This window comes from Cryobacterium sp. N21 (genome assembly GCF_002929575.1).
In the GTDB taxonomy this organism is placed as follows: Bacteria; Actinomycetota; Actinomycetes; order Actinomycetales; family Microbacteriaceae; genus Cryobacterium; species Cryobacterium flavum.
Genome location: NZ_PJJQ01000023.1, coordinates 1 through 23733, shown reverse-complemented (window position 1 = coordinate 23733; position 23733 = coordinate 1). Strand labels below are relative to the sequence as shown.

General features: G+C 65.8%; 16 protein-coding genes. 13 read left to right on the top strand and 3 right to left on the bottom strand.

From position 1 onward, the window contains the following. Nucleotides 1–59: 59 nt before the first annotated feature. Genes CXY77_RS01855 through CXY77_RS01845 form a run of 3 tightly spaced genes read right to left on the bottom strand, consistent with a single transcriptional unit; the run spans nt 60 to nt 2577 of the window. Nucleotides 60–563: a hypothetical protein gene (locus CXY77_RS01855; protein WP_092341663.1), complete on the bottom strand. Its 504-nt coding sequence runs from the start codon at nt 561–563 to the stop codon at nt 60–62. After that, nucleotides 560–2311: a hypothetical protein gene (locus CXY77_RS01850; protein ID WP_104129515.1), complete on the bottom strand. Its 1752-nt coding sequence runs from the start codon at nt 2309–2311 to the stop codon at nt 560–562. The genes CXY77_RS01855 and CXY77_RS01850 overlap by 4 nt, the downstream gene beginning before the upstream one ends. Nucleotides 2312–2313: 2 nt before the next feature. Next, on the bottom strand, nt 2314–2577 hold the full coding sequence (locus tag CXY77_RS01845) for a hypothetical protein (RefSeq protein WP_140425442.1): 264 nt from the start codon (nt 2575–2577) through the stop codon (nt 2314–2316). Between the two features lie 220 nt (nt 2578–2797). On the opposite strand from CXY77_RS01845, the gene CXY77_RS01840 reads away from it, so the two are divergent. The 13 genes from CXY77_RS01840 to CXY77_RS20300 form a co-directional block, all read left to right on the top strand. Next, a complete protein-coding gene (locus CXY77_RS01840) occupies nt 2798–7318 on the top strand; it encodes an FtsK/SpoIIIE domain-containing protein (RefSeq protein WP_233197169.1) in 4521 nt (1506 codons plus the stop codon). A gap of 105 nt (nt 7319–7423) precedes the next feature. Continuing rightward, the gene (locus CXY77_RS01835; RefSeq protein WP_092341660.1) at nt 7424–7720 is read left to right on the top strand and encodes a WXG100 family type VII secretion target; all 297 of its coding nucleotides are present in this window, start codon (nt 7424–7426) and stop codon (nt 7718–7720) included. Between the two features lie 33 nt (nt 7721–7753). After that, nucleotides 7754–7996 carry a hypothetical protein gene (locus CXY77_RS01830; RefSeq protein ID WP_092341659.1) on the top strand — a complete coding sequence of 81 codons (243 nt, stop codon included), beginning with the start codon at nt 7754–7756 and terminating at the stop codon, nt 7994–7996. Nucleotides 7997–8009: 13 nt separating this feature from the next. Beyond that, on the top strand, nt 8010–9086 hold the full coding sequence (locus tag CXY77_RS20035; RefSeq protein WP_158252742.1) for a hypothetical protein: 1077 nt from the start codon (nt 8010–8012) through the stop codon (nt 9084–9086). Continuing rightward, complete coding sequence (locus tag CXY77_RS01820; protein WP_104087876.1) at nt 9086–9640, top strand: hypothetical protein; 555 nt, start codon at nt 9086–9088, stop codon at nt 9638–9640. The genes CXY77_RS20035 and CXY77_RS01820 overlap by 1 nt, the downstream gene beginning before the upstream one ends. Nucleotides 9641–9984: 344 nt before the next feature. Continuing rightward, nucleotides 9985–10260 (top strand): hypothetical protein, encoded by a 276-nt coding sequence (locus CXY77_RS01810; protein WP_104087873.1) that lies wholly within the window; start codon nt 9985–9987, stop codon nt 10258–10260. Continuing rightward, on the top strand, nt 10257–10820 hold the full coding sequence (locus CXY77_RS01805) for a hypothetical protein (RefSeq protein WP_104129513.1): 564 nt from the start codon (nt 10257–10259) through the stop codon (nt 10818–10820). Before CXY77_RS01810 ends, CXY77_RS01805 begins: the two co-directional genes overlap by 4 nt. A gap of 158 nt (nt 10821–10978) precedes the next feature. After that, on the top strand, nt 10979–12124 hold the full coding sequence (locus CXY77_RS01800; protein ID WP_104129512.1) for a serine/threonine-protein kinase: 1146 nt from the start codon (nt 10979–10981) through the stop codon (nt 12122–12124). Continuing rightward, a complete protein-coding gene (locus CXY77_RS01795; protein ID WP_104129511.1) occupies nt 12124–18132 on the top strand; it encodes an Ig-like domain-containing protein in 6009 nt (2002 codons plus the stop codon). Before CXY77_RS01800 ends, CXY77_RS01795 begins: the two co-directional genes overlap by 1 nt. Before the next feature lie 28 nt (nt 18133–18160). Next, nucleotides 18161–19126 carry a MoxR family ATPase gene (locus CXY77_RS01790; RefSeq protein WP_092341653.1) on the top strand — a complete coding sequence of 322 codons (966 nt, stop codon included), beginning with the start codon at nt 18161–18163 and terminating at the stop codon, nt 19124–19126. Further along, a complete protein-coding gene (locus CXY77_RS01785) occupies nt 19123–20511 on the top strand; it encodes a DUF58 domain-containing protein (protein ID WP_104129510.1) in 1389 nt (462 codons plus the stop codon). Before CXY77_RS01790 ends, CXY77_RS01785 begins: the two co-directional genes overlap by 4 nt. After that, nucleotides 20508–23117, top strand: a complete 2610-nt coding sequence (locus tag CXY77_RS01780) for a transglutaminase domain-containing protein (RefSeq protein WP_104129509.1) — start codon at nt 20508–20510, stop codon at nt 23115–23117. The genes CXY77_RS01785 and CXY77_RS01780 overlap by 4 nt, the downstream gene beginning before the upstream one ends. Beyond that, nucleotides 23118–23733 (top strand): DUF5684 domain-containing protein (locus CXY77_RS20300; protein ID WP_233197168.1); only part of this gene is annotated, 616 nt, incomplete at its 3' end.

Here is a 23733-nt window from a genome sequence, read left to right as displayed (position 1 = left end):
GCCTAGGTTGTTGCTGTCAATCGGAAAGCCCTGCCTCATGGAGGACCCGGACGACTCAATCAATACTTCATGCCAGGCTTCGTGCCGCCCTCCAGCTCGAAACACGGCGAGAAGGAGGTGATTTGAAGTTCGGTGCCAGGAGCCCAAATCGACGCACTATAAAAGTCTCCCTGAACGCCCGTCATGTCTACCCTCGGTGCGCCCTGCCTGGTCTTGCGTCGCTCCACGACCACTCCGTCCTTCTGCTCCCACGCGGAGGCAATAACATCGATCATCGCCTCCGCATCGACATCACCGACCAGAGTGACAGTCGTTCGACCAGGCCAAGCCAACGTGTCATTCGCGCAGCCCAACAAATAGGTCATCTGCAACTGAGACTGGTCGCCCACATTCTCGGAAGGAACGAGTGCAGCGGTCTCGTCCTCTAATGCCATCGCGATGCCCTTCGCTGTCTGGAGATCCATGGTCGTCTCGCTTCCCTGATTTGTCGGCGCACATGAAGTCAGCACGGCTATAAGAATGAGCAATCCAGTAATTGCCGTCGTCTTTCCCTGGCGATTCATCCGTAAATCAGCTCCTGTAGGTCCACAAGAACCTCTTGATTATTCAAATCGTCGGTGGCGACGAGGTTGTGATTGTCCAACGGTACGCTCGGGTTCAATATCAACGCCCCTTCCCTATCCATTGAGATGAAGGGCTTCGGGCCTTGGTAGAACGGCCCGGCATCGAAGGCGCCGTTGGAGCGCGGGTTGTTCCCGTCTCCGACGACGCCAAGGCCTTGCGCGGATTGCAAAATATCTTCATAGGAGAAGTCGGCGTAGTTAGTGTCGGGATGGGGCTCCCACTCTTCTGGCATCCACGCTCCGGACAACGAGACGACCGAATCGTAGTGGGCTCCGGCGACCTCCGCCGAGGTGATGTTAGCGAGCCCCCAGCTGTGGCCGATAGCTATCGACGCGGTATCAGTGAGCCAGGGATCTAACGCCAGACCCGTTTCGAAGGCGGCGAGGGTCTTACCCGTCTTGTCTGCGAAGGCTGCGGAATTCGCGTCCGCTACCCCCACCGGTGTCCTTAACGCCGACTCTCCGAAATAGCCAACTTTCTCGCCGAGAGGACCATCCGTGTCTCCCGGAAATAGCCCGTCCTTATAGACGAATGCCACGGTGTCAGGATGACTAACGACGAACCATTGAGACAGTCGTTGAACCGAACCGTCATAGAACATGCCCATCTTGCTCATGGTGCCGGGGACATAGGTGATGCGGTGGCGTGTCTCGTCCGACGGCGTCCCCAGCATTTCCACGATACGCGACGCATCACGGTCGTACAGATACAGCTGGATATCGCCGTCCGCAGCGGCTTGCAAGTAGTCGCGCTCCAACGCAAGCTCCTTCAGGAGCGCCACGGCTTCGAAATACCCTTCGACAGACTCCAGCGAGGACCCGAGCTTGGCGGATTCGGCGTCGATTTCGGTGATTCTGGTGCTGGCGTTGAGGCGGTTGGCGGCGACGCGGGCGAGGGCTGGTAGTCCGTTCAACGATCCGAGCAGGGCCGGGGCCCCGGCGATGAGGGCGAGCTGAGCGGGTTCGCCCAGCTGCTGCCACCGCTCGGCGACGGTCTCGGGGGTGGCCGTCAGCATCCGCTTCACCAGGTCGGGATTGGTGGCGATCAGCACGGCCAGATCGGCTTCCGACAGCGTATTCATGCGGACGATCAGATCGTCGACCGACGACCCTGCTGCCCCAGACGAGCCAAACCAGGCGGTCGCACCGAGCACCTGATCCGACTCCAGATCGCGCACGCAGACGTCATCGGCGGTGCGGCGCCTGGTCGCCAACTCGTCCCACACCACATCGATGGCGGCGATCGCCGCGTAGGCGACCTCGAACGCTTCCTCCCGGCGAGTCTGGAGAACTGTGGTGGGCATGAAGATGAAGGTGTCACCCGGCTGGGCGAAGTCGGTCTTGCCGAATTGCAGGTCGTAGAGATCAGTGTCGGCGGTAATCCGCCGCGCTTCCAGCAGACGCTGCTCGCCCTGAATCTCATCGACCGTGACGGAATACGTTTGGAGCGCGGCGGCCTGGGCGTCCAACCCTCGAATCAGCAGGTCGATCTCCGGTACCAGCGCCACGAGCCGGTCAACAAAAGCGTCACGCGAGAGCGCGGTCCACCCGGTCGTTTCGGCGTGGGATTGCGCGCTGGTCAGCGTCGTCTGCAACGTGCGCAGATTCGCGGCCTTGGCGGAGCGAATTCTGGACTCGGACAGGATACTGTCCGGCTCGCCCAGCCCCGGATTCGCGACGGTCCACACGGTCAGTTCAACTTTCGGCCGAGGGCGGTGTCGGTGGCCCGAAACGTCTCGGCCACGGTTGCCGGAAACGCGCTCAACTCGGTCAGCGTGAGCGCGGCGAGTTCGGCGCGCTCAACCTGTTGCGCTGTGCCATCGCGCAACGCGGCTGCGACAGCGTCGCTCTGCAATCCGCCCTGTGGCCACCGAAAAGTCCAGTCTGAAAAGCTCAACTGCCCGGCCGCCCCCGACAACGTCGACGACAGATCGTCGAGCACCGAATCAGTCACGCGTAAAGCCGCCATCAGCATCCCCCGGCCAGATTCGACATGCCCCTTGTTGAACCGTACTGGTTCGAGCTTAGCGGCGGAAGGCGCTGACCTCGGTGGCCGGGGATTTGCTGACGCCTTGCCGTGCAGGCAGACCCGATTGCTGGATCGCCTTCCGCTTGGCGTTCCTGCCGTAGAGGTCTGTCACGCGGGGTACGCTCGAAGGACGGGTTTGTCGCCGATGCGCCTGAACTCGATCCTGGGGGCGCACGTGCGGTTGAAAGTTACGTTGGCTCGGTCCAACGGTCAGAATGACGACATCGTCGTCACAACGGATGCCGCGGCCAGCATTTCCGACGTGGCCGGCACGATCGCTCGGGTCGATCCGCGATCGCCGCTGACACCGGGAACCACCGCGCAGCCGCTCACCCTGCGCACCGTCGCTCCCGGCGGCACCGACTGGCTGCTGCTGCCTCCCGACGCCCTGATCGGTGAGGACTGGGTCGGTTCCGGCGCCAGCGTTGCTCTGGCCGACTCGAATTTGTTCTACCTGTCCCAGGAGCACGGTGCCGCTCCGACGCTGGCCGTGATCCACGTGCTGACCGGGCCCGACGCCGGAGCCCAGATCGCTCTTGGGCGCGGTACGACCATCATCGGTCGCGGCGCCGACTGCGACGTCGTGCTCAGCGACAAGCTCGTCTCGAAACGCCATGTGCGTTTCGAAGTCGCTGCGGGTATCGACCTGATTGATCTCGGTTCGGCCAACGGCGTTGTCATCGACGGCGGTCTGGTGACGCGGCTGCGCATCGAGCAGAGTGAGATCGTGCAGATCGGCGACACCCAGCTGCGCATCACCGTCGTGGAGACGGTGGCCGCGACCGGCGACGAACACCGCGACGGTCCGGTGTATTTCAACCGGTCGCCGCGCGTGGAAGGTCGGTATGCCGGGCAGGAGTTCGCGGCGCCCGAGGTTCCGACCGAGAAAGACGACCAGCCGTTCCCGTGGCTCGCCATGGTGGCACCGGTGTTGCTGGGCGTGAGCATGTGGCTCATCTTCGACCGCCCGGCCGCCCTGTTGTTCGTGTTGATGAGCCCAATGATGCTCATCGGCAACTTCTTCATGAATCGCTCCAAGGACAAGCGGCTGCTGAAGCGATCGATCGGCCGGTTCGACACCCGTCTGGCCGCGTTGAGCGCCCAACTGCTGACCGAGCGCACGTTGGAACAGCAGGCCCGGCTTGGAGAATCGCCCTCGACCAATGAGGCCCTCACCCAGTCGCTCGAGCGGGCCGCGCTCATGTGGACGCGCCGACCCGAGCATTGGTCCTTTCTCAACGTGCGGCTCGGCCTCGGTACGATGCGCTCACGCAACACGATCGACGCTTCCCTGCGCGGCGAGCTGGTGCCCGAGTTTCAGGAGCGTCTCGACGCCGTCATCACCGAACACGCCACGGTCGATCAGGTACCGCTCATCGACAACCTGTTCGATGCCGGCGCCCTGGGGATCGCCGGCAGCGCCCCCGCCTGTGTGGGCACCGTCAACTCCCTGCTCGTGCAGCTCACCGCACTGCACTCGCCGGCAGAATTGGCCGTCGCGTCGCTCGTTACCCCGCAATGGTCGAACGAGCTGGAATGGCTCAAATGGCTGCCGCACACCTCGTCGCCGCAGAGTCCACTGGCTGGCGGCCACCTGGCCGACAGCGCGTCGAGTGCCGCATCCGTTCTCGCTGCCCTTGAAGAGGTCATCGCCCAGCGGAATAAGTCCACGAAGTCTGCGCGGCGCGGCGCGATGGAGCAGGAGCGTGCCGCCCTCGAGCGGGGCGAAGAAGTCGGGTCGAGTAACACCGGCGAGGGCACGAAATCGCCCATCCCGGCGATCATCGTGGTCATCTCCGACGACGTCGCCGTTGACCGGTCACGTCTCGTTCAACTCGCCGAGAACGGTGCGGATGCCGGTGTCTACCCGGTCTGGATCGCTCGCACCGTGGCCGCGCTGCCCGCCGCCTGTCGGACCGCTGTCGAAATCGACGAGAGCACCGGGCTCGGCACCGTCTCGTTCGTGCGACTCGGTGAGACGATAACGGATGTCGCGGTCGAGTCGGTCGATTCGCCTACCGCCCTGCACTTCGCCCGCCGCCTCGCCCCGGTCATCGATGCCGGCGCCCTGATCGCCGACTCGAGCGACCTGCCCCGCTCGGTGTCGATGGTCACGCTGCTCGGCCACGACCTGGTCGAGGCACACGACGTCGTGATCGATCGGTGGCGCCAGAACGCTTCGATGCACGATCGTACCCCCGGTGCGGTGCCGCGCTCCAAACGCGCCGGAACCCTGCGCGCCATTGTCGGGTCCACCGGGGTGCAGGCGATGCACCTCGACCTGCGCACGCAGGGCCCGCACGCCCTGGTCGGCGGCACCACCGGCGCTGGCAAGAGCGAGTTCCTTCAGGCCTGGGTGCTCGGCATGGCCGCCGAATACAGCCCCGACCGGGTGTCCTTTCTGTTCGTCGACTACAAGGGCGGCTCAGCGTTCGCCGACTGTGTGTCGCTTCCGCACTGTGTGGGGCTCGTCACCGACCTGAGCCCGCACCTGGTTCGGCGGGCGCTCACCAGCCTGCGGGCCGAACTGCGCTACCGGGAACACCTGCTCAACTCCAAAAAGGCCAAGGACCTCATCGAACTCGAGAAACGCGGCGATTCCGACAGCCCGCCGGCGCTCGTTCTCGTCATCGATGAATTCGCGGCCCTGGTGAGCGAGGTGCCGGAATTTGTGGACGGCGTCGTGGACATCGCGCAGCGCGGTCGATCGCTCGGCATCCACTTGATCATGGCCACGCAGCGCCCCGCCGGCGTCATCAAAGACAACCTGCGGGCGAACACCAACCTGCGCGTGGCGTTGCGCATGGCCGACGAATCCGACAGCAACGACGTCGTCGGGGTCAAGGATGCCGCCCACTTCGACCCGGGGCTGCCCGGCCGCGGCATCGCCAAGACCGGGCCGGGGCGGTTGCAGCAGTTCCAATCCGGATATGCCGGCGGTTGGACGTCGCGTGAACCCGAAAATGCCGAAATAGGCATTGCCGAGTTGCGTTTCGGTGGAGAAACCGCGTGGGAACCGCCGAGCGACCCGCTCGCCGGGCAGGAGCGTGAGCTCGGCCCGACCGACCAGCAGAAGCTCGTTGCGGCACTGGTCGGTGCCGCCGGTGCGGCGCAGATCCCGCCGCCTCGGCGCCCGTGGCTCGACGAGCTGCCCCTGCTCTGCGATCTGGGCCCTATTCTTCAGCAAACGGATGCTGCACTCGTGCTCGGCCTGGCCGACGCACCGACCGAGCAGCAGCAACGCCCGGTGCGTTTTCTGCCGGACATCGACGGGCACATCGGCATCTACGGCACCGGTGGCTCCGGCAAGAGTGTTGCGTTGCGCACCCTCGCGATCGCGGCCGGCAATACGAGCGACGGCGGGCCCGTCGCGGTGTACGGCCTCGACTTTGCCGCTGGCAGCCTGCGCATGCTGGAACCGCTACCGCACGTGGGCAGCATCATCGGTGGTGACGACACCGAGCGCATCATTCGGCTGTTCCGGCTACTCAAAGCCGAGCTGGAATCGCGTGGCAACCGCTTTGCCGAGGCCACCGCATCGACCATTGCCGAATACCGCACACTGGCGAACCGCCCGAACGAGCCGCGCATCCTGCTGCTCATCGACGGGTTTGGGGCGTTTCGCGAAGACTGGGAAGTGGCCAGCGGCCGGTCGAATTGGTACGACGTTTTTCGCAGCATCCTCTCCGACGGTCGTCAGCTGGGCATCCACGTTGCGTTCACGGCCGACCGTTCCGGCACGGTGCCCAGTTCCGTGCGTTCCAGCGTTCAGCGCCGCGTGGTGCTGCGGCTCGCTGACGATACCGGTTACAGCCTGCTCGACGTGCCCGGCGACATCCTCAACGCCAAATCGGCGCCCGGCCGCGCCATTTTCGACGGACTGGAGACGCAGATAGCGGTCTGGGGCGGTTCCGCCGTCGCCGCAGAGCAGGCCGCAGCGGTGCGCGTGCTGGCCGACACCTTGCGGGCGCGGAAAATCCAGGCCGCCCTGCCCATCGGAAGCCTGTCGCGAGATTTTCCGGCGAGCGAACTGCCTGACCGAGTCAAGACCCGACCCGCTCTGGGCCTCAGCGACGAGACGCTGTCCCCGGTGGGTTTCGAGCCGCGCGGCACGCTGCTCTTGTCTGGGCCGCCAGCCAGCGGGCGCAGCAACGCTTTGCGCGCACTCATGCACGCCTTCGAACGCTTTGACCCCACGATCGCCCGGTACTACATTGGCAACGCACGGTCAGGGCTGGCCGGGCTGCCCGGCTGGGTGACGACTGCGACGACCGTCGCCGAGGCCGTTGACCTGGGCAAAGAAATCACCCTGGCGGTGAGCGCCGACCTGGCCACACCCAGAATCGTGATCGTCATTGAAAACCTCGCCGATTTTCTGCAGACCCCGGCCGATGCAGTGTTGGTCGAGCTCATCAAACAGGTCAAGCGCAGCGACCATTTTCTGGTCGCCGACGGTGAGACCGCGTCGTGGAACTCGTCCTGGCCGCTGTTCGCCGAGATGAAGAACACGAGGCGCGGTCTGCTGCTGCAGCCCGACACCATCGAGGGCGACATCCTGCTGAAGACTCCGCTGCCGCGCCTGAACCGCGCCGAATTTCCGCCCGGCCGCGGCATGATGGTATCCGGCGGCAAGGTTGTACGCGTGCAGCTGCCGCTCGTGGAGTAGTTGGGACTAGACCGAGGGTTCACCCCCCACTCGACCCGACGGGGTATTGCAGCTAGGTTAGGATCACACGCAGCCCGTTCGGGCTCATATCTTCTGGGGGACATCATGGCCAATCTCAACGTGACCTATTCCGACATGACGGATGCCGCTGGTCGGCTGACCTCGGGCAAGGACGACGTCATCACCAAGCTCGGCGAGCTGCAGACGCTCGTGAACAACCTGGTCGGCTCCGGCTTCGTGACCGACTCCGCATCCGGCGCCTTCCAGACCGCCTATGACGCTTTCACCCAGGGCACGACCCTCGCGGTCAACGGCCTTGATGGCATGAGCCAGTTCCTCTCCGCCGCTGCCGACGCACTCAGCAACGCGGACACCGAGCTCGGCAACGCAATCCGCGGCTAAGCATCCGTCGCAGCACAGGTTTGAAAGAGAACTATGTCTGATTTGCTGGTTGATACAACCCTGCTCCGAGACATGGCGAGTGACGTCTCGCTGATTCGAACCGAGTTTGATACAGCGAAGACGACGAGTCAGAATTTAGCGGATGCCGTGGGTCACGCCGGTCTCGCCGACCGCGTGACCGCGTTCGCCAGCAACTGGGATCACCGCCGCAGCGAACCTGCGTGCATTGTCTGGCTGCGAGGGTATGGTCAGCGAGGCTGTGTCGGCTCTCGCTGAGCAGGCTGACGCCGTGGCTGAGCGCATTGAGCGCGCCCAGGAGCGCTATGAGGGTGTCGGCCTGGCGCTGATCAACTATGTGACCCCACTCAGCGAAGCGCAGGCAACGTCGGTGCAGGCGCTGAGCAATGCGAACACGGCCGGTCAGGCCAAAGCGGATGCCTATGCCGCCCAGACCAAATATCAGTATCAACTCTTTGATCCCAGCCTTAGCGCGGAAGACCGCCGCGACTACGAAAAACAGCACGACGACGCTGAGACTGACTGCGCCGACGCGGCCGGCCTGCTCGATGCCGCCGTCGCGCTGCTGCAGACTGCCATCGACCAGCGCGATGTCGCCGCGACCGTCGCCGCCGAGGCCATCTCTGACGTCGAGAACTCCGGCGACCTCAATGACACATTCTGGGACAACGTCGACCAGGTCTTCGACCAGCACGCCGCATTGATCGACAACTTGATTCTTGCGGCGGGGATCCTCGCCGCTGCCTTAGTCCTCGTCGCGCTCGCCATCCCCATCGCCGGGTGGGTGATCGCCGGCGTGGTCATCGCCGTTACGACGGCCACCATTGTGAATGCTGCCGCTCAGACCGCCACCGGGCACAAATCACTCACCGAGGGCATCATCGAGGTCGTTTTTGCGATTCTCCCGCTCGGGATGGGCAAGATCGCCGGAAGGCTGATCAGCCGGCAGGTGACGGCCGTGCACAGTGCCACCGCAGACGCCGCGGCCAACGCGCTCATGAAGAGCAAGGCCGGCCAGGGGATCTCCGGGTACACCAAGGCTGTTGCGAAAGCCGAGATTGATCAGATCGCAGCGAGCACTGCGCCGCGACTGCTCGCCCCTCCCGTAGTCGAATCACGTTCGGTGCCCCGCGCTCTCGCAGAGTGGGACGCAGTGTCCCGCCTCGAGTTGAAGTCCGGCCTCGTCTCCGAAAAGGTCATCGCTGCCGCCCAACCCGGAAAAATGTGGACACTCGGCGGCGCGTGGGCCCTTAACGAATTCGGAGCATCCTTTGCGGAAGAGGGCGTCAAAGCCGTCGCCAAGCCGTCGTACGTCGAAACATTCACGGTTCGGAATGAGGATTGGTGATGAGTCTCGCGCAGATCGAAGAAAAAGCACGTGACCGACTGATCGCCGTGCGCAGTTCGTATGCCCTCGTGGTGACGCTGTTCGTGATGGTCGCTGTTATTCCGCTTGGACTCGCCTTCAACGTGATCATGGTGGTCGTGCTGAAGATTCCCGGGAATATGGAGCCGGGTCCCGGTGTGACTAATGTTGATCGCCTCGCGGGAACTTTGCCATACCCGATACCGGCGTGGACGGCCCTGCTGTGTGCGCTCTCTCTTGCTGCGCTTCTGAAGATCTGCTGGAAGCGGAGTCGGCAACAGATGGTTTCCGCCCCCGGTGCCAAACTCATCTTGCAGATCTCTCCGATGTTCATCGCCCTGCTGTCGATCATCGGCTCCTTTGGGTCCGCAACGTGCGCAATGTACTATCCACCTTCTGACGGATGGTTCTCCTGGTGGTGGGTCAACATCGCGGCTTTCGCCGCGGTGGCCGCGGTCGCCTTCTGGCACGGTAATCGTCGGCCGCAAAAGAAGAAGAAACGTCGTGGCGCCCCACGAAAGCCGCAGAATGCCTGACCTCGTCGACTATCTTCTGGTGCTTCCGCCGGGATGGGCCAGAATTCCCCTGGACGAACGTGCGAGCGCCGCGAGCAGCGCGATAGTGGACCGCGCCGTTGCCAACGCCCCCGCTGACGCCCAGGCCAACGTGCGTCGGTTCGTGACTGCACGACTGCGTGAAGTGGTGCGCGGTGCCCAGATTGTTTCGGGAACCGACCTGTACCTTCCGACGGAACTCATCCACGGTGCGCCGGTACCGCTGTCGATCATCGTGTCAGCCCCCCCAGCTCGCCGCTGGCGAGAACTCGGCGGCAGACGCCCTTCTGGCCTTTGCGGCTCGTGGCGGTGCGACGGCGGTCGAGGTGGGTGGTCGACTCGCCGTACGCCAGGCCGGTGACGTACCCGTCGTCCTCACTGCCAACGGTGAGCTGCAGATTCCCGCATCGCGGCGCATCAGCTACGCCATCGTTCCCCCGACCGGGGATCGATTGCTGGTCGTGACGGGGAGCATGCTGCGGATGGACACACCGGAGGCCGACGATTTGCTGGATGCAGTCGAGCAATTGTTCGACGCGATGGCGCTGACGATCAGGTTCGCTCCGACGGCTGCGCGAGCCGCAGTGGCCGGAATGTCATGAGTATCTTCGTCGACCATCCGGATGACTGGATCGGGGTGCCGACCTTCGGCGTGGACGACCGCTGGCAGCGCCGGGAGGACTGGGCCCGAGAACTGGTCGACGCGATTGCTGACGGCGAGGGCGTTTCTCGTGAACAACGCGACCGCATCGAGAGCGTCTTCGCGATGCTTGCGAAATCCGTGGAGGAGCGCGGGGCCTCAGCATCGTTCCTTCGCCTCGGCGACTGGGACGGCCTGCTCGTTCTAACGGACCTTCGGGTCGAGTCACGCCGGTCGGCGGGAACGATCTCGGTCGAGGACTATGCCGGCGCAGCGGACCCCGACGCCATCGATCCCCCCGTGGTCGAGCCGTTCGTCACCACGAGCGGCCTGGTGGGAGTTCGGTGCACGCGGTATCTGACCCCGGACACGTCCGTTCCGGGGGTCGTCGCGACCCGGGACTACGCCTGGGAGGTTGGTGAGACCCTGGCGGCGTTGCGCACAGCGACCTACGACCTGATCGAATTCGAAAAGTCCCCGCCGCAGGTCGATGCCCTTGCCAAGACCGTCTATTCCCAGTGACGCGCACGACTACTTAGCTAGGCACCCCCATTTTGGGGGTGTACCATTTGCCCCAGTGTGTGGCGGGGTCGAGTGTCGCCGTTAAGATTGATCGTGAGACCAGCTGCGTCTTTGCGACACAAAGACGCCACATAGGAACAATGCAGGTCGGGGGAGTAATGGGCAGGCGACTTCCTTCTGCTCCGCCCGTTTTGTCGGGCTACACCTACGTGCGCCCCCTCGGCACCGGTGGATTTGCCGACGTTTTTCTGTTCGAACAGAACATGCCCCGCCGTTCCGTGGCGGTCAAAGTGCTGCTGCAGGACATCGTCGACGCCGACGTACTGCGTTCCTTCAATGCCGAAGCGGACCTCATGGCGCGCCTCAGCTCGCACCCGTCCATTCTCACCGTCTACAACGCGAGCATCTCGGCCGATGGCCGCCCCTACCTGGTTATGGAATTCTGCCCCGGTTCCTATTCGTCCCGGGAGCGTACCCAGTCGCTGTCCGTAGCCACCGTGCTCAATATCGCCGTGCGAATTGCCTGCGCCCTCGAGACAGCGCACCGTTCCAAGGTGCTGCACCGCGACATCAAACCGTCCAATATTCTCACCACGACCTTCGGCGGCCCGGTGCTCGGTGACTTCGGCATCGCCGCGTCGCTGGCCGGCGGTGCCCGCGAGGAGCTGTTCGCCATGTCGCTGCCGTGGAGTGCCCCGGAGGTCGTCGACGAACGCACCACCGGTACGATCGCCACCGAGGTCTGGTCGTTCGGTGCCACGATGTATTCGCTTCTGGCCGAACGGGCGCCGTTCGAACTGCCAGCCGGTTCCAATGGGTCGCGGGTACAGCTGAAACAGCGCATTGGCCGCGCCAAATACACCAGCATCGGGCGAGCGGATGTTCCCGCCTCCTTTGAAAGCGCCCTCGCCCGCATGATGAGTCGCGACCCGGCAGCCCGCCAGGGGAGCATGCTCGAGTGTGCCTACGACCTGCAGCGCGTGGAACGCGACCTCGGACTGCCGCTCACCGCGCTGGAGGTCGCCGACGAGGCGTGGGCATCCGCTGGTGCGCCGGTGGATTTTGACAACCACGAATCGCGTGGCGCTGTCATCTCGAATGTCTCTATTCCCACCCTTCGCCCCGGCCCGCGGCGCAGTACCCGCCGCCCCGCCTCGCAGACCCGCGAGGGCACCCTGCCGGACTCGAGCGACACGGCTCGCACCCGATTCACCCCGCTCACACTGAGCCTGCTCCTGTCCAGCGCTGTCATCGTCGGGATCGGCGCCACCGTGGGCGTGCTCGTGATCACCGGGCTGCTCTGATGGCCGGCAAACGGACTCGCCGCCGCCTGCCCGTGCTGTCAACGGCTCGTCTCGGCGTCATCCGCATTGCCGCTGTGTGCGCGATCGGCGCGCTGTTGGCCACCGTGGCGATCGTCGTCGATGGTTTCGACGTGAAGCAGACGCCGGTGAACGCGAGTTCGATCTGGGCTTTGCAGAGCGGCGACGGCAACCGGTACGCCCGCGTCAACACCGACCTCGGCGAACTCGACACCGTGAAAACCGTGCCGGCGCCGAGCGAACTGGTGCAAACCGATTCCACCGTGCTGCTCTACGCGCAGAACAACGAGAAGGTCGTCGACGTGAGCCTCGCGGCGCCGATCGACCTCGGTGACGACGCCGGCGACTACGACAGCACGCCGGCCGGCACCCGAACCGTCGTGTCATCGGGTTCCTGGGTCGGTTATCTCACGAGCGCCGGAACGGTCTTCGCCGGAACCGTGGGCGCCGCGGAAGCACCGCGCGCGGTCAATCCCTACGCCGACGACGAGGTAGCCGAGGGCGACACCCCGCGCGTCTACCGCTCCGACGCCATCGCGATCACACCGGACGGGGTGCTCTACAGCTACTCCAGCGAGGCCGCAAGCGTGCTGCGCTATTCCATCGTCGACGACAAGATTCGCAATAGTGACGACGTGACCGACGGCCCGGCCGAGCCCGGAAGCCAACTGAGCGTTGTCGGCGACAGCTGGGCGCTGCTCAGCGTGGTCGGCGACGAACTGTGGCTGGCCGGGCAGAACGCTCCGACCCCGACCAACCTCAGCGAACTGGCCGTGCTGCAACGCCCGAGCACCACCGCCGACGACGTGCTCGTCGCCGACCAGACCGGCCTGATCTCCTTCGCGCTCGCCGACGGGGCCCGCACCGAACTGGTCGGCAACTCTGAAACCGTGCTCGGCGCCCCCGCCGCGCCGACCCCTTTTAAAGGAGAACGCTACGCCGCCTGGCTGCCCGCCTCCGGGGTCGGCGGCACCCTGTTCAGCGAGAGCGACGGCGAATCCGCCCTCAGCTACGGCGCAGCAACTCCGACCGGCGACGCCGCCCCCGCCTTTCGCGCCAACGAATCGCTCATGATTCTCAATGACACCCGGAGCGGATGGGTGTGGACCGTTCCGGGCGGCGCCCTGGTCGCCAGTTCCCAGGACTGGACCCTCGCCGCGGCGGAAGAACCCCAGCGCCAGGACGACGTGGAGGAAGCTTCAGAGGTCGTTGAACCCAAAGCACCCATTGCCGTGCCCGACGCCTTCGGTGTGCGCATCGACCAGCTGGTCACGCTGCCGGTACTGCTCAACGACCACGACGCCAACGATGACGTGCTGAGCGTCGTGCCCGCCTCGGTCACCGGCCTCGACCCCGATTTCGGCACCGTCACCGTCACCGATCAGAACCAGGCTCTCGCCGTGCAGGTGGCTCCCGGCGCTCGCGGCTCTGCAACGTTCAACTACGCCATCACCGACGGATCGCGCGCCGACGGCCTCGACTCCGCGCCGACCACGGTCACCCTCACCGTGCATGGCGACGAGATCAATTCTGCCCCGGTCTGGTGCGGCACCGACGGCTGCCTGCAGGACTGGCCGAGCCCCGAGGTACAGCCCGGCGGCACCGTGACCATTCCGGTGCTGCCCGGCTGGGTCGATCCCGACGGCGATCCGATCTTCGTCGCATCCGCTCTGAACACCACCGCTATCGGCTCGGTCAGCGTGACGCCGGCCGGCGTGCTCGTCTACAAGCACCCGAACGCGGCCGAACAGGCCGCCCAGTCGGCCACGATTCTGGTGCGCGTCTCGGACATTCACGACGCTTCGACCGAGAAGGTGCTCACGATCGTGGTCACGCCCACGCCACGGCTCACCGTTGAACCGTTCGCACTGCTCGCTTCGGTGAACGAGCGCCTCACGGTGAACCCCGCCGAGTACATTTCGGGCGCTGCCGGGCTGTACCGCATCACGTCGGCGACGACACCGTCGAGCACCGAGGGCGGGGCCGTGAGCATCACGGCGAACGGTACTGCCTTCGACTTTTCCGCGACCGTCGTCGGTAACTACACCGTCAGTCTCACCATCGCCGACGACGTGAGCGAGGTCGTCACGCTCGCGCGCATTTCGGTGGTGTCAGCGGATGCCCAGGCACTCACGACCTCCCCCGTGACCGTTTTCGTGCGGCCCAAGGCCGACACCAGCGTTGACGTCTTCACCGCCGTCTCCAACCCGGCCGGCCGGGTGCTGCTGCTCGGCGAAGCCATCCCGGAGACCGTTCTGGGCGCCTCGCTCAGCGTCGATGTCGTCGGGCAGAACATTCTGCGCGTACGCGGTTCCACCGCTGACGAACGACCGGGCAAGCTCGGCACCGTGCGTTACACGGTGTCAGACGGCACCGAAAACCCGCTGTACACCGTGCGCGGTGAGGCCACCGTCTACCTGCTTTCGGCATCCGTTCCGCAGACGCCGATCGCCATGAACGACAGCGTCTCGGTGCGCGTTGGCGCCCAGATCGACATCCCGGTGCTCGCCAACGATGTGGCCCCCGACGGCAACATCGTGATGCTCAACGCCGAATCGGTGCAGAACCGCAGTGACCGTGGCCTCGCTTTCGCGGCCGGCGCCGAGCTGCGCTACCTCGCCCCCGACGAACCGGGCAGCTACGAGGTGGCCTACAGCGTCTACACCGCCGGCTCGCCGGAACTCATCGACTCGGCCGTGGTCTCGGTCGAGGTGCTCGCCGACGGGGAGAACACGGCGCCCCAGCCGCACACCCTCTACGGTCGGGTGCTGTCGGGCGAGACCATCGAGATTCCCTTTGACAGTTTCGGTACCGACCCCGACGGTGACACCGTCGTGCTCGACCGGGTGCTCACCCAGCCGGCCCGCGGAACGGCCTCGCTCAACGCCACCGGCGACGCCGTCGTCTATTCCAGCCCCCGCGACTATCACGGCGCCATCGAATTTCAGTACCGCGTACGCGACACCGCCGGAACCACCGGCGTCGCCCTCGTGCGCATCGGCGTACTTGACCAGCGCTCCAATCCGAGCCCGATCACCTTCAGCGACTACGTCGAGGTGCAGGCCGGGCCCGACAACCAGGTCGTCGTTTTTCCCGCCGCCAACGACATCGAACCCGGCGGCGGCAGCCTCACCCTGAGCCAGGTCACCCCCGACGCCGCGGCTGGCACCGCTGAGTACGACGCGCTGGCTGGGCGCATCGACTCCGTCACCGACGCGCGCGTGGTGTTCACGGCCGGCGACGAGCCGGGCCTGCTCACCTTCGTCTACTCGGTGACCAACGCCAACGACGACGTCGGCCAGGGACTCATCGTGGTCAAGGTGGTGCGCACCTCGGTTCCCGACTACCCGGTCGTGATCGATACCACCCTGACCCTCGACGAACGAGACGGGTTTCCCAAGGGCATCGACGTGGTCACCGACAAGGTGTCCTGGAACTCCGGGGATGTCTCCGATCTCACCCTGACCCTGTGGGGAAACCACCCCGGCCTTGACGTGTCGGGCTGGAAGATCCGCGGCGACGTCCCCGACGAGGGACTTCTCGCCCCGTTCGCCCTGACCGGCCCGAATTTTCAGGGCGCCCTGGTGACCACCTACGGGTTCCTGCGCATTCCGGCCAAGGATGCGATCATCATCGCGCTCAAGAAGGGGAACGTCGACCAAAACGTGCGGGAAGATGCCTCGGTCAGTTTCGATCTGACGAGCCTCGTGTCGATTCCCGCCGGGACCACGCTGGAACTGCAGCGCACGGGCATCCGTTCGTCGGGGGAGCGCGGCAAGGCGACCTGCACCTTCGACTCCGGCACGACGGTCACCTACACGGCCGGTTCCGATGCGCCCTGGACCGACTCCTGCACGGTGCCGGCACGCATCGATGGACAGGAGGACTACACGCAGCTGGTCGTACCCATCGTGGTCGAGCCGCTCGACCCCCAGCCGGAACTGCGCCCGGCCGCGCTGACCGAGAGCCCGGGAGCCGACGCCGTTCGCTACGACCTCAGCCACATGGTCGAGTGGCAGGGCAAGGGCGACGTGCCGGCGCTGACCTTTGCGATCGAGTTCTCCTCCGACCAGTTCACCGTCACGCAGGACGGCTCGATTCTCACGATCTCTGTCGCCGACAACGCCGTGGCCGGCCGGGAGGCGGCGGTCACCGTGAGCCTGTCGAGCCACCGCGAGGCGATTCCGGCGGTGCTCGCGCTCAAGGTAGGCCCGGCACCGAGCGAACTGCCCAAGGGCGGCACCGTCGCGACGACCTGCACCCAGTCGTCGGGATCGAGCTGCTCGATTGCCGTCGTCGGCACCCCCGGCGAGGTCAACCTGTACCGCGGAACACCGCTTGAATTGGTCTCGGTCACCGCCCCGAGCACCTGCGTTGGGGTGTCGTTCTCGGTCGAGAATTCCAAGAATGTTCGAGCCAGCTGGTCGGGCGACACCGCCGGCGGTGTCTGTGAGGCGAGTTTTGTGGTGCGCGACGCGCAGGGCAAGCTCAGCGCCGGCACCCGCAATGGGTCGATCACGGTTGACCTGCAGGGCTACCCGAAAGCGCCGAACGCCGTGGCCCAAATCGCCTACGACGACCGGTCGGTGACTCTCTCGGTGAGCCCCGGCGGCGCTAACGCGGCCTACCCGGCCCTCGAAGGCTTCAACCTGTACCGCAACGGCGCTTCGGTGGCGAGGTGCGACACGTCGGGCGACTGCGGCAACATCACGACGTCGGCGAACGGTGACAAAGCTGACTACGAGGCCAAAGCCTTCAATGCGGTCGGGGAATCGCGCACCGCGGTGAGCGTGACGGCCTGGTCGTATGACACTCCGGGCATGGGCACACTCACTGCGGAGCCGGTCTTCGACGAACGAACGACGACGGCGCAGGGCGTTGTGACGGTGACGATCGAGAACGACGACCCGTCAACCAACCGTTACAGCGTAAACGGTACCGAAGAACCCGTCGCCGTTCCCGGCGTGGGGACGACAGAATTCAGCCGCACGCTGCCCGTCGGCGAGCAGACGATTAATGTCACCCCGCTCAGCAAGGATGACCAGCCGGCGGGCAGCGGGCCCACCAACCGTTCGGTCGATCAGACGGTGACTGTAGCGGGAAGTCCCTCGATCACGGCTGGCACCCTAACCTCCGAGAACACCTCGATCACGGTGTCGGGCACCGAGCCAAACAAGAACTTCAGCGCAGAGCCCGAACACATTCTGTACGTGGCATCAACCACGCCGGATCCTGTCTGCACGTTCACTCGCGCGGCAATCACTTCGGCCGGCAACCGCACCTCACCGGACTCCACGATCGGTGGCCTTACCAAGCACACCAGGTACTACGTGACGGTCTGCTATTCCAACGGATACGGCGAGGCGGTGGGCAGCGCGGGCTCCGTCACAACGTGGGTGAAGCCCTCCGCTCCGGGCGACGGCTCGTACACCTACGGTATGGCGACGCCAGCTAACGGACAGAGCACTGGCCAGTACCTGCTCACGACGCCCACGTCGAAGGCAACCGTTCCCGATGATTTCGTGGTCGACTTCGATGCCTACGACGTTTCGACCGGCTCGACCGTCTTCGGCGCCGACCCGGGCATCACGGTGCGGTACTGCACCGACAACGATGACTCGCTCTGCAGCGACTGGTCGGCGGTCAAGGCAGCGGATTCCGGTCAGGCGTGGCAAGTCAAGTACGAGGTCACCGCGCTCACCAACACAGGGTGCGTCATCGGCGGCACCCTGAAGGTCGCAGTAGACGCCACCTCGGTCGGACTCGCTGAGGGAACTGTGACGAGCGCCCAGTACGACGTGTCCGACGGAAACGGCGGCCGCACGTGGGCTTCCCGCGACGGAGCAGCGGTTCCCGCCGACGCGACCCAGACCAGAAACGTGAACTGGACCATCGCCTGGACCGCAGCCGCAACCAAGAACCTCCCCGCCGTCTCCGGTACCCTCGCTGGCCCCTTCGGCTGTAGCGCAGCATCCGCTCCCACCAACTAATCTTCGCCCCACTGAAAGAGCCACACACATGACAATCACCACGGAGCAGTCAGACTGGTTTTCCGCGACTTTCGCGATGATGGTCGACAATGTGGAGCAGGTCGTTCTCGGCAAGCGCCACGTGATCGAACTCGCCTTCACCGCGATGGTCAGCGAGGGCCACCTGCTGCTCGAGGACTACCCGGGTACCGGCAAGACCTCGCTCGCCCGCGCCATGTCGCAGACCGTGCAGGGAGTCTCCACGCGCATCCAGTTCACCCCGGACCTGCTGCCCGGCGACGTCACCGGCATCACCGTCTACGACCAGAAGACCGGCGAGTTCGAGTTTCACAGCGGACCGATCTTCGCCAACGTCGTGCTCGCCGACGAGATCAACCGCGCCAGCCCGAAGACCCAGTCCGCGCTGCTCGAAGCGATGGAAGAGGGCAACGTGACCATCGACGGCGTCACCCGCTCAACCGGTGTGCCGTTCCTCGTGATCGCCACCCAGAACCCGATCGAGCAGGCCGGCACCTACCGGCTGCCCGAAGCGCAGCTCGACCGGTTCATGATGAAGGCGTCGCTCGGCTACCCCGACCTCGCCTCGACCATTCGCATTCTCGAGGGCACCGCCGACGTGCGCCACGAACTCGCCCCGGTGATCACCCCGCAGGCGCTCGTGAGCATGAGCGACATCGCCCGCGGAGTGTTCGTGAACCCCCTGGTCTACGACTACATCGGCCGTCTGGTCGAGGCCACCCGGGATGCCCGCCAGGTGCGCATGGGCGTCAGCGTGCGTGGCGCCCGCGCCCTCACCAAGGCCGCCAAAACCTGGGCCGTCGCCCACGGCCGCACCTTCGTGACCCCCGACGACGTCAAGGCCCTCGCCGACCAGGTGCTCGCGCACCGCATGGTGCTCGACCCGGAGGCCGAGTTCGACGGCGTCACCGCGAGCGCCGTCATCGGCCAGATTCTGCTCGACGTCGTACCGCCCAGTCGGAGTGACCTGGCGTGAGCTTCCACACCGAATCGCGGCGCTCCCAGACCTCAAATCTGGCGCGAACCAGCACCCAGACCAGGTCTGCAACGCACACCCGGTACAGCACCACGCGCACGAACCAGTCAACAACGTTGACCCTCGTGGGCGCCGTCGTGCTCTGGATGCGGGTTTCGCGAATTGTGCGAAACGGTGCGCGGGTATCCGTCGAATGGGTGGGCGAAACGGTCACGCCGGCCGGCTGGGTCGTCGTCGCCACGGCGATCGTGCTGCTGCCGCTCGGCCTCGTTTTCGGCTGGACCGAACTGATCGTCACCGGCTGTGTGGCGGTCGCCCTCATTCTCATCTCCCTGCCCTTTCTGGCCGGCGGGCGCGCCTACAGCGTCGACTTCGTGCTGCCGGTCGACCGGGTGGTGGCCGGCTCCGAGGTTTTGGGCACCCTCACCGTCACCAACGTGTCCAAACGGCTCGAGCTGCCGGGTCGCGTCGACGTTCCCATTGGCAAAGGCCTGGCGGATGTCTACGTGCCGCTCCTCCGCAGCGGTCAGGTTCACGAAGAGCACGTTCGCGTGCCGGCCTACCGCCGCGGTGTGATTGACGTGGGCCCGGTCACGACCGTGCGCAGCGACCCGCTCGGTGTGCTCGGCCGTGAAGTGGCCTGGGCCGACGTCAACCGCCTGTTCGTGCATCCGGTGACCGTATCGATTCCGAGCACGAGCGCCGGGTTCGTGCGCGACCTCGAGGGCAACCCCACGAGTGACATCGTCGACTCCGACATCTCCTTTCACGCCATTCGCGAGTACGCGCCGGGTGACGGGCAGCGGCACATTCACTGGAAATCCACCGCGAAGACCGGCAAGCTCATGGTGCGCCAGTTCGAAGAAAGCCGCCGCTCCCGCCTGGCCATCGTCTTGAGCCTCAACGATGCCGAATACGCGTCGGAGGACGAGTTCGAGATGGCGGTCAGCGCCGCCGGTTCGCTCGGCGTGCGCGCCATTCGCGACGGCCGCGATTTGGCCGTCGTAGCGAGCGAGGAAATCCCCGATATCGTGCGGAAGAGCATCCGTTCGGTACGCAGCCTGAGCGTCGTGTCGACGCGCACTCTGCTCGACGACCTCACCGCCATCGAAACCAGCTCGCACGCGATGCACATCGAAGACGTGTGCGTGCTCGCAGCGCAGGTCGTGCCCGACATCTCCATCGCCTTCGTGATTTGCGGTTCGGCGATGACCGCTCGGCGTCTGCAGGTTCTCACCCTCAAATTTGCCGGCAACGTGCAGGTCGTCGCCGTATTGTGCAACCCCAACGAACAGCCGAGCTTTCGTGACCTGGCCGGCACCAGCGTGCTGACCATCGGTGTGCTCGACGACTTGCAATCCCTGCTGAGTCGACGAGCAGCATGAGCGCGCCCGAAGTTCAGCCCATGCGACCTGCGACCGGTGCCGTGCCGACCACCCGCCCGCGCCGTGGGCCGGTCCCACGCCGGCGTGCCTGGGTGATCAACGCCGTGTTCATCGTGGCGATGATGCTCGTTGCCGTGTGGGCGGCCTGGCCGATCTACCAGGACGTGAGCTACCTGATCATGGCGGCCGGAGCGATTCTCACCGGCCTGGCTCTGGCCTGGCTCGGCGCCCGTCGAGGCTGGAGCTGGTTCACCGTGCTGCTGACCGTGCTGGGCGCTTACCTGCTGCTCGGCGTACCGCTCGCGGCGCCGACCGCCCTCACGAGTGTGCCGAACGCCGTCGGCGGGCTGCTCGACCTGGTGACCGCGACGGTCTTCAGCTGGAAAGAACTCGTCACCATCCAACTGCCGGTCGGCTCCTATCAGTCGCTGCTCGCCCCCGCCTTTCTGCTGTTTCTCGGCGGCACCACTGTGGCACTCTCGCTGGCCTGGCGCGGCGGCCGGCTCATGGCCCTGGCCGTGCCGCTGATCTTTGCCGTGCAACTGTTCGGCCTCGTCTTCGGGTCGAGTGCCGTGAGCGTTCCGCTGACTTTTTTTAGTGTGAGTTTGCCGGCACCACGCGAAAGCCTGATCGGCCTGGCCGCCCTGCTGCTGGCCTTCGGCTTTCTGGCCTGGCGCACCCACCTCGCCCGCAGCGAGGCACTCGACCTGGCTGCCCGCACCACCGGGGTGCGGCGCACTCCCGGCGGCCTCGGCGGTCGCCTGCGCCGGGCCATTCTCGCCGGCGGGGTGCTCGTTCTCGCCATCGGCGTCACCCTCGGCGGGCTGTCGGCCGTTGCCGCGACGCCGACCCGTGAGGTGCTGCGGAGCAGCATCGACCCGGCCGTCGAACTGCGCGAATACGTCAGCCCGCTCAGCCAGTACCGCAGCTATTTCAGCGCCGAGCAGTACGACGCCGAGCTGTTCACGGTATCCGGCCCGGCCATCGACGACGGCACCGACTCCCGCGTGCGCCTCGCCGTGCTCAGCTACTACGACGGAGAAGTCTTTCGGGTCGTCGACCCCGCCGCGGGCGAGAGCGACCAGGCCACCGCCTTCGCCCGGGTGCCGCACGCGCGCGGGGCGAGCGCGGACAGCGTCACGACCCGGTTCGACATTGCCGGCTACAGCGGCGTCTGGATGCCGGAGGCCGGCGCGCTGTCGAGCATCCGCTTTGCCGGTGATCGCGCGGCTGACCTGAGCGACGGCTTTTTCTACAACGCGGGTACGGCATCCGGAATTCAACTCAAAGCCCTCGAGCGCGGCGACCGCTACACGATCGTCTCCGACTCACAAGCGGATGCGACGGACCTCGCCTCTCTCGCCAGCCCGGCCGGTGACGCGATCGATGAAACGCTGATTCCGCAGAGCCTGGTCGACTGGGTCGACGCCCAGGCCGTCACACGCGATGGCACCGGCCTGGCCGAACTCGTCACCCGCCTGCGCGAGCGCGGCTACCTCAGCCACTCCCTGACCGTGCCGGCGGTGGACTCCTGGACCGCCGACCTCGGCGACTACCAGTTCTCGCCGAGCTTGTCCGGACACTCGGTCGCCCGCATCGACGCTCTCTTCACCGCGCTGCTGGAGAAGCAGAACAGCACGACCGCCACCGAGAATTCCCAGCTTGTGGCAGCTATCGGCGACGACGAACAGTTCGCCGTCGCTACCGCACTGCTCGCTCGTCACCTCGGCTTTGAGTCCCGCGTGGTGCTCGGATTCACCCTGGGATCCGGCGCTGATTCGGGCGCACCCGGGGCGTGCCGGGGCGGAGTCTGCTCGGGCCAGAACCTCGCGGCCTGGGTCGAAGTGGCCAGCGGCGACGGCGGCTGGATCACCCTGGACGCGACCCCGCAGTTTCAGAACCCGCTGTCACCCATCGACGACACGACCCGCGACCCGCAATACAATACCGAGGTCATCGCCGAAGGTGCAACCGAGCAGCGCGCGCCCGAGGCGAACCCGACCAACGGTGAAGACCAGCCGGAGCAGGACCCGGTCACCGGCACCGATCTGGCCTGGCTGTTCGCGATCCTGAAGGTCGGCGGCATCAGCCTGGCCGCGCTGCTCGCGATCAGCACCCCGTTCCTGGTCATTCTCGGTGCCAAATTCAAGCGTCGACGTGACCGGGCCCGCGCGGCCGACGTATCGGCCAGGTTCGCGGGCGGCTGGGACGAATACATCGACGCCGCCGTCGACCGCGGTTTCAGCGACCAGGGCAGCATGACCCGGGTCGAGACCGCCTCGTACTACGAATCGGCGGGCGGTTCCCAGCTTGCGACCCTCGCCGACCGGGCTGTCTTCGGGCCGGTGTCACCTCAGGTCGACGAGAGCGACGCCTTCTGGGCGCTCGTCACGGCCGAACGCGCCGGCCTCGCTGCCAGTGGAACCCGGCGGCAACGCCTGCGCGCAGCCATCTCGCTGCGCTCCTTCTCTCGACTGGCGGATGCCCGCCACCTGTTCACTTTTCGCCGACGCTCAGCTCGATACGACGTCATCACCGTTCGCCCGAACCGGCGCGACACCAGCAGATTGGGGGAGCGGCCGCCGATCAGCGGCCGTGAAGCATAAATGGATGAATCATCTGGAGCGGCGATAGCCGTAGTTGTGGTGGCCGTGCTGCTCGGCCTCGGCCTGTATGTGTTCTCGTCGATCGCCCTCGGCAAGGTCTTTCTGAAACTCGGCGAGCAGGCTTGGAAGGCCTGGGTGCCGATCGTCAACACCATCACCCTGCTTGAGCTCGGTCGGTATTCGGCCCTGTGGGTGATTGGCATGTTCATTCCGGCCGCGAACCTGGTAGCCCTCGTCGTGTTCATCATGGCGGTCAACAACGTCAACCGACGTCTGGGGCACGGCGGCGGGTTCACCCTGCTCTACCTGATCTCCTTTCCCATCTGGGCCGGCGTGCTCGGGTTCGGAAAGTCGGTCGACACCGGCTGGATGCCGGGCATAGCCGCGACCGGATACGTACCGTTCGCCCCCGTGACGCTGCTGTCACTGGCGCCGGCACAGCCGGCCGTTCCCACGCCGGTCGGCCACAACGCTGCACCTTCGATGCCGCTGGCCTCCATGCCGCCGGCGCCCCCTGCACCGGCGGCTCAGTTTGCCGGACCACCACTGCCACCCTCCCCGCCCGCAGCGTTTGCGGCGACCGCCCCACCGGCCCCGCCGGCCCCGCCGACCCCGC

Bases quoted from the DNA above. Each gene is read 5' to 3' on its own strand.
- CXY77_RS01820 (WP_104087876.1), top strand. From the start codon at position 9,086: ATGAGTCTCGCGCAGATCGAAGAAAAAGCACGTGACCGACTGATCGCC.
- CXY77_RS01830 (WP_092341659.1), top strand. From the start codon at position 7,754: ATGTCTGATTTGCTGGTTGATACAACCCTGCTCCGAGACATGGCGAGT.
- CXY77_RS01795 (WP_104129511.1), top strand. From the start codon at position 12,124: ATGGCCGGCAAACGGACTCGCCGCCGCCTGCCCGTGCTGTCAACGGCT.
- CXY77_RS01840 (WP_233197169.1), top strand. From the start codon at position 2,798: ATGCGCCTGAACTCGATCCTGGGGGCGCACGTGCGGTTGAAAGTTACG.
- CXY77_RS01790 (WP_092341653.1), top strand. From the start codon at position 18,161: ATGACAATCACCACGGAGCAGTCAGACTGGTTTTCCGCGACTTTCGCG.
- CXY77_RS01800 (WP_104129512.1), top strand. From the start codon at position 10,979: ATGGGCAGGCGACTTCCTTCTGCTCCGCCCGTTTTGTCGGGCTACACC.
- CXY77_RS01805 (WP_104129513.1), top strand. From the start codon at position 10,257: ATGAGTATCTTCGTCGACCATCCGGATGACTGGATCGGGGTGCCGACC.
- CXY77_RS01780 (WP_104129509.1), top strand. From the start codon at position 20,508: ATGAGCGCGCCCGAAGTTCAGCCCATGCGACCTGCGACCGGTGCCGTG.
- CXY77_RS01855 (WP_092341663.1), bottom strand. From the start codon at position 563: ATGAATCGCCAGGGAAAGACGACGGCAATTACTGGATTGCTCATTCTT.
- CXY77_RS01835 (WP_092341660.1), top strand. From the start codon at position 7,424: ATGGCCAATCTCAACGTGACCTATTCCGACATGACGGATGCCGCTGGT.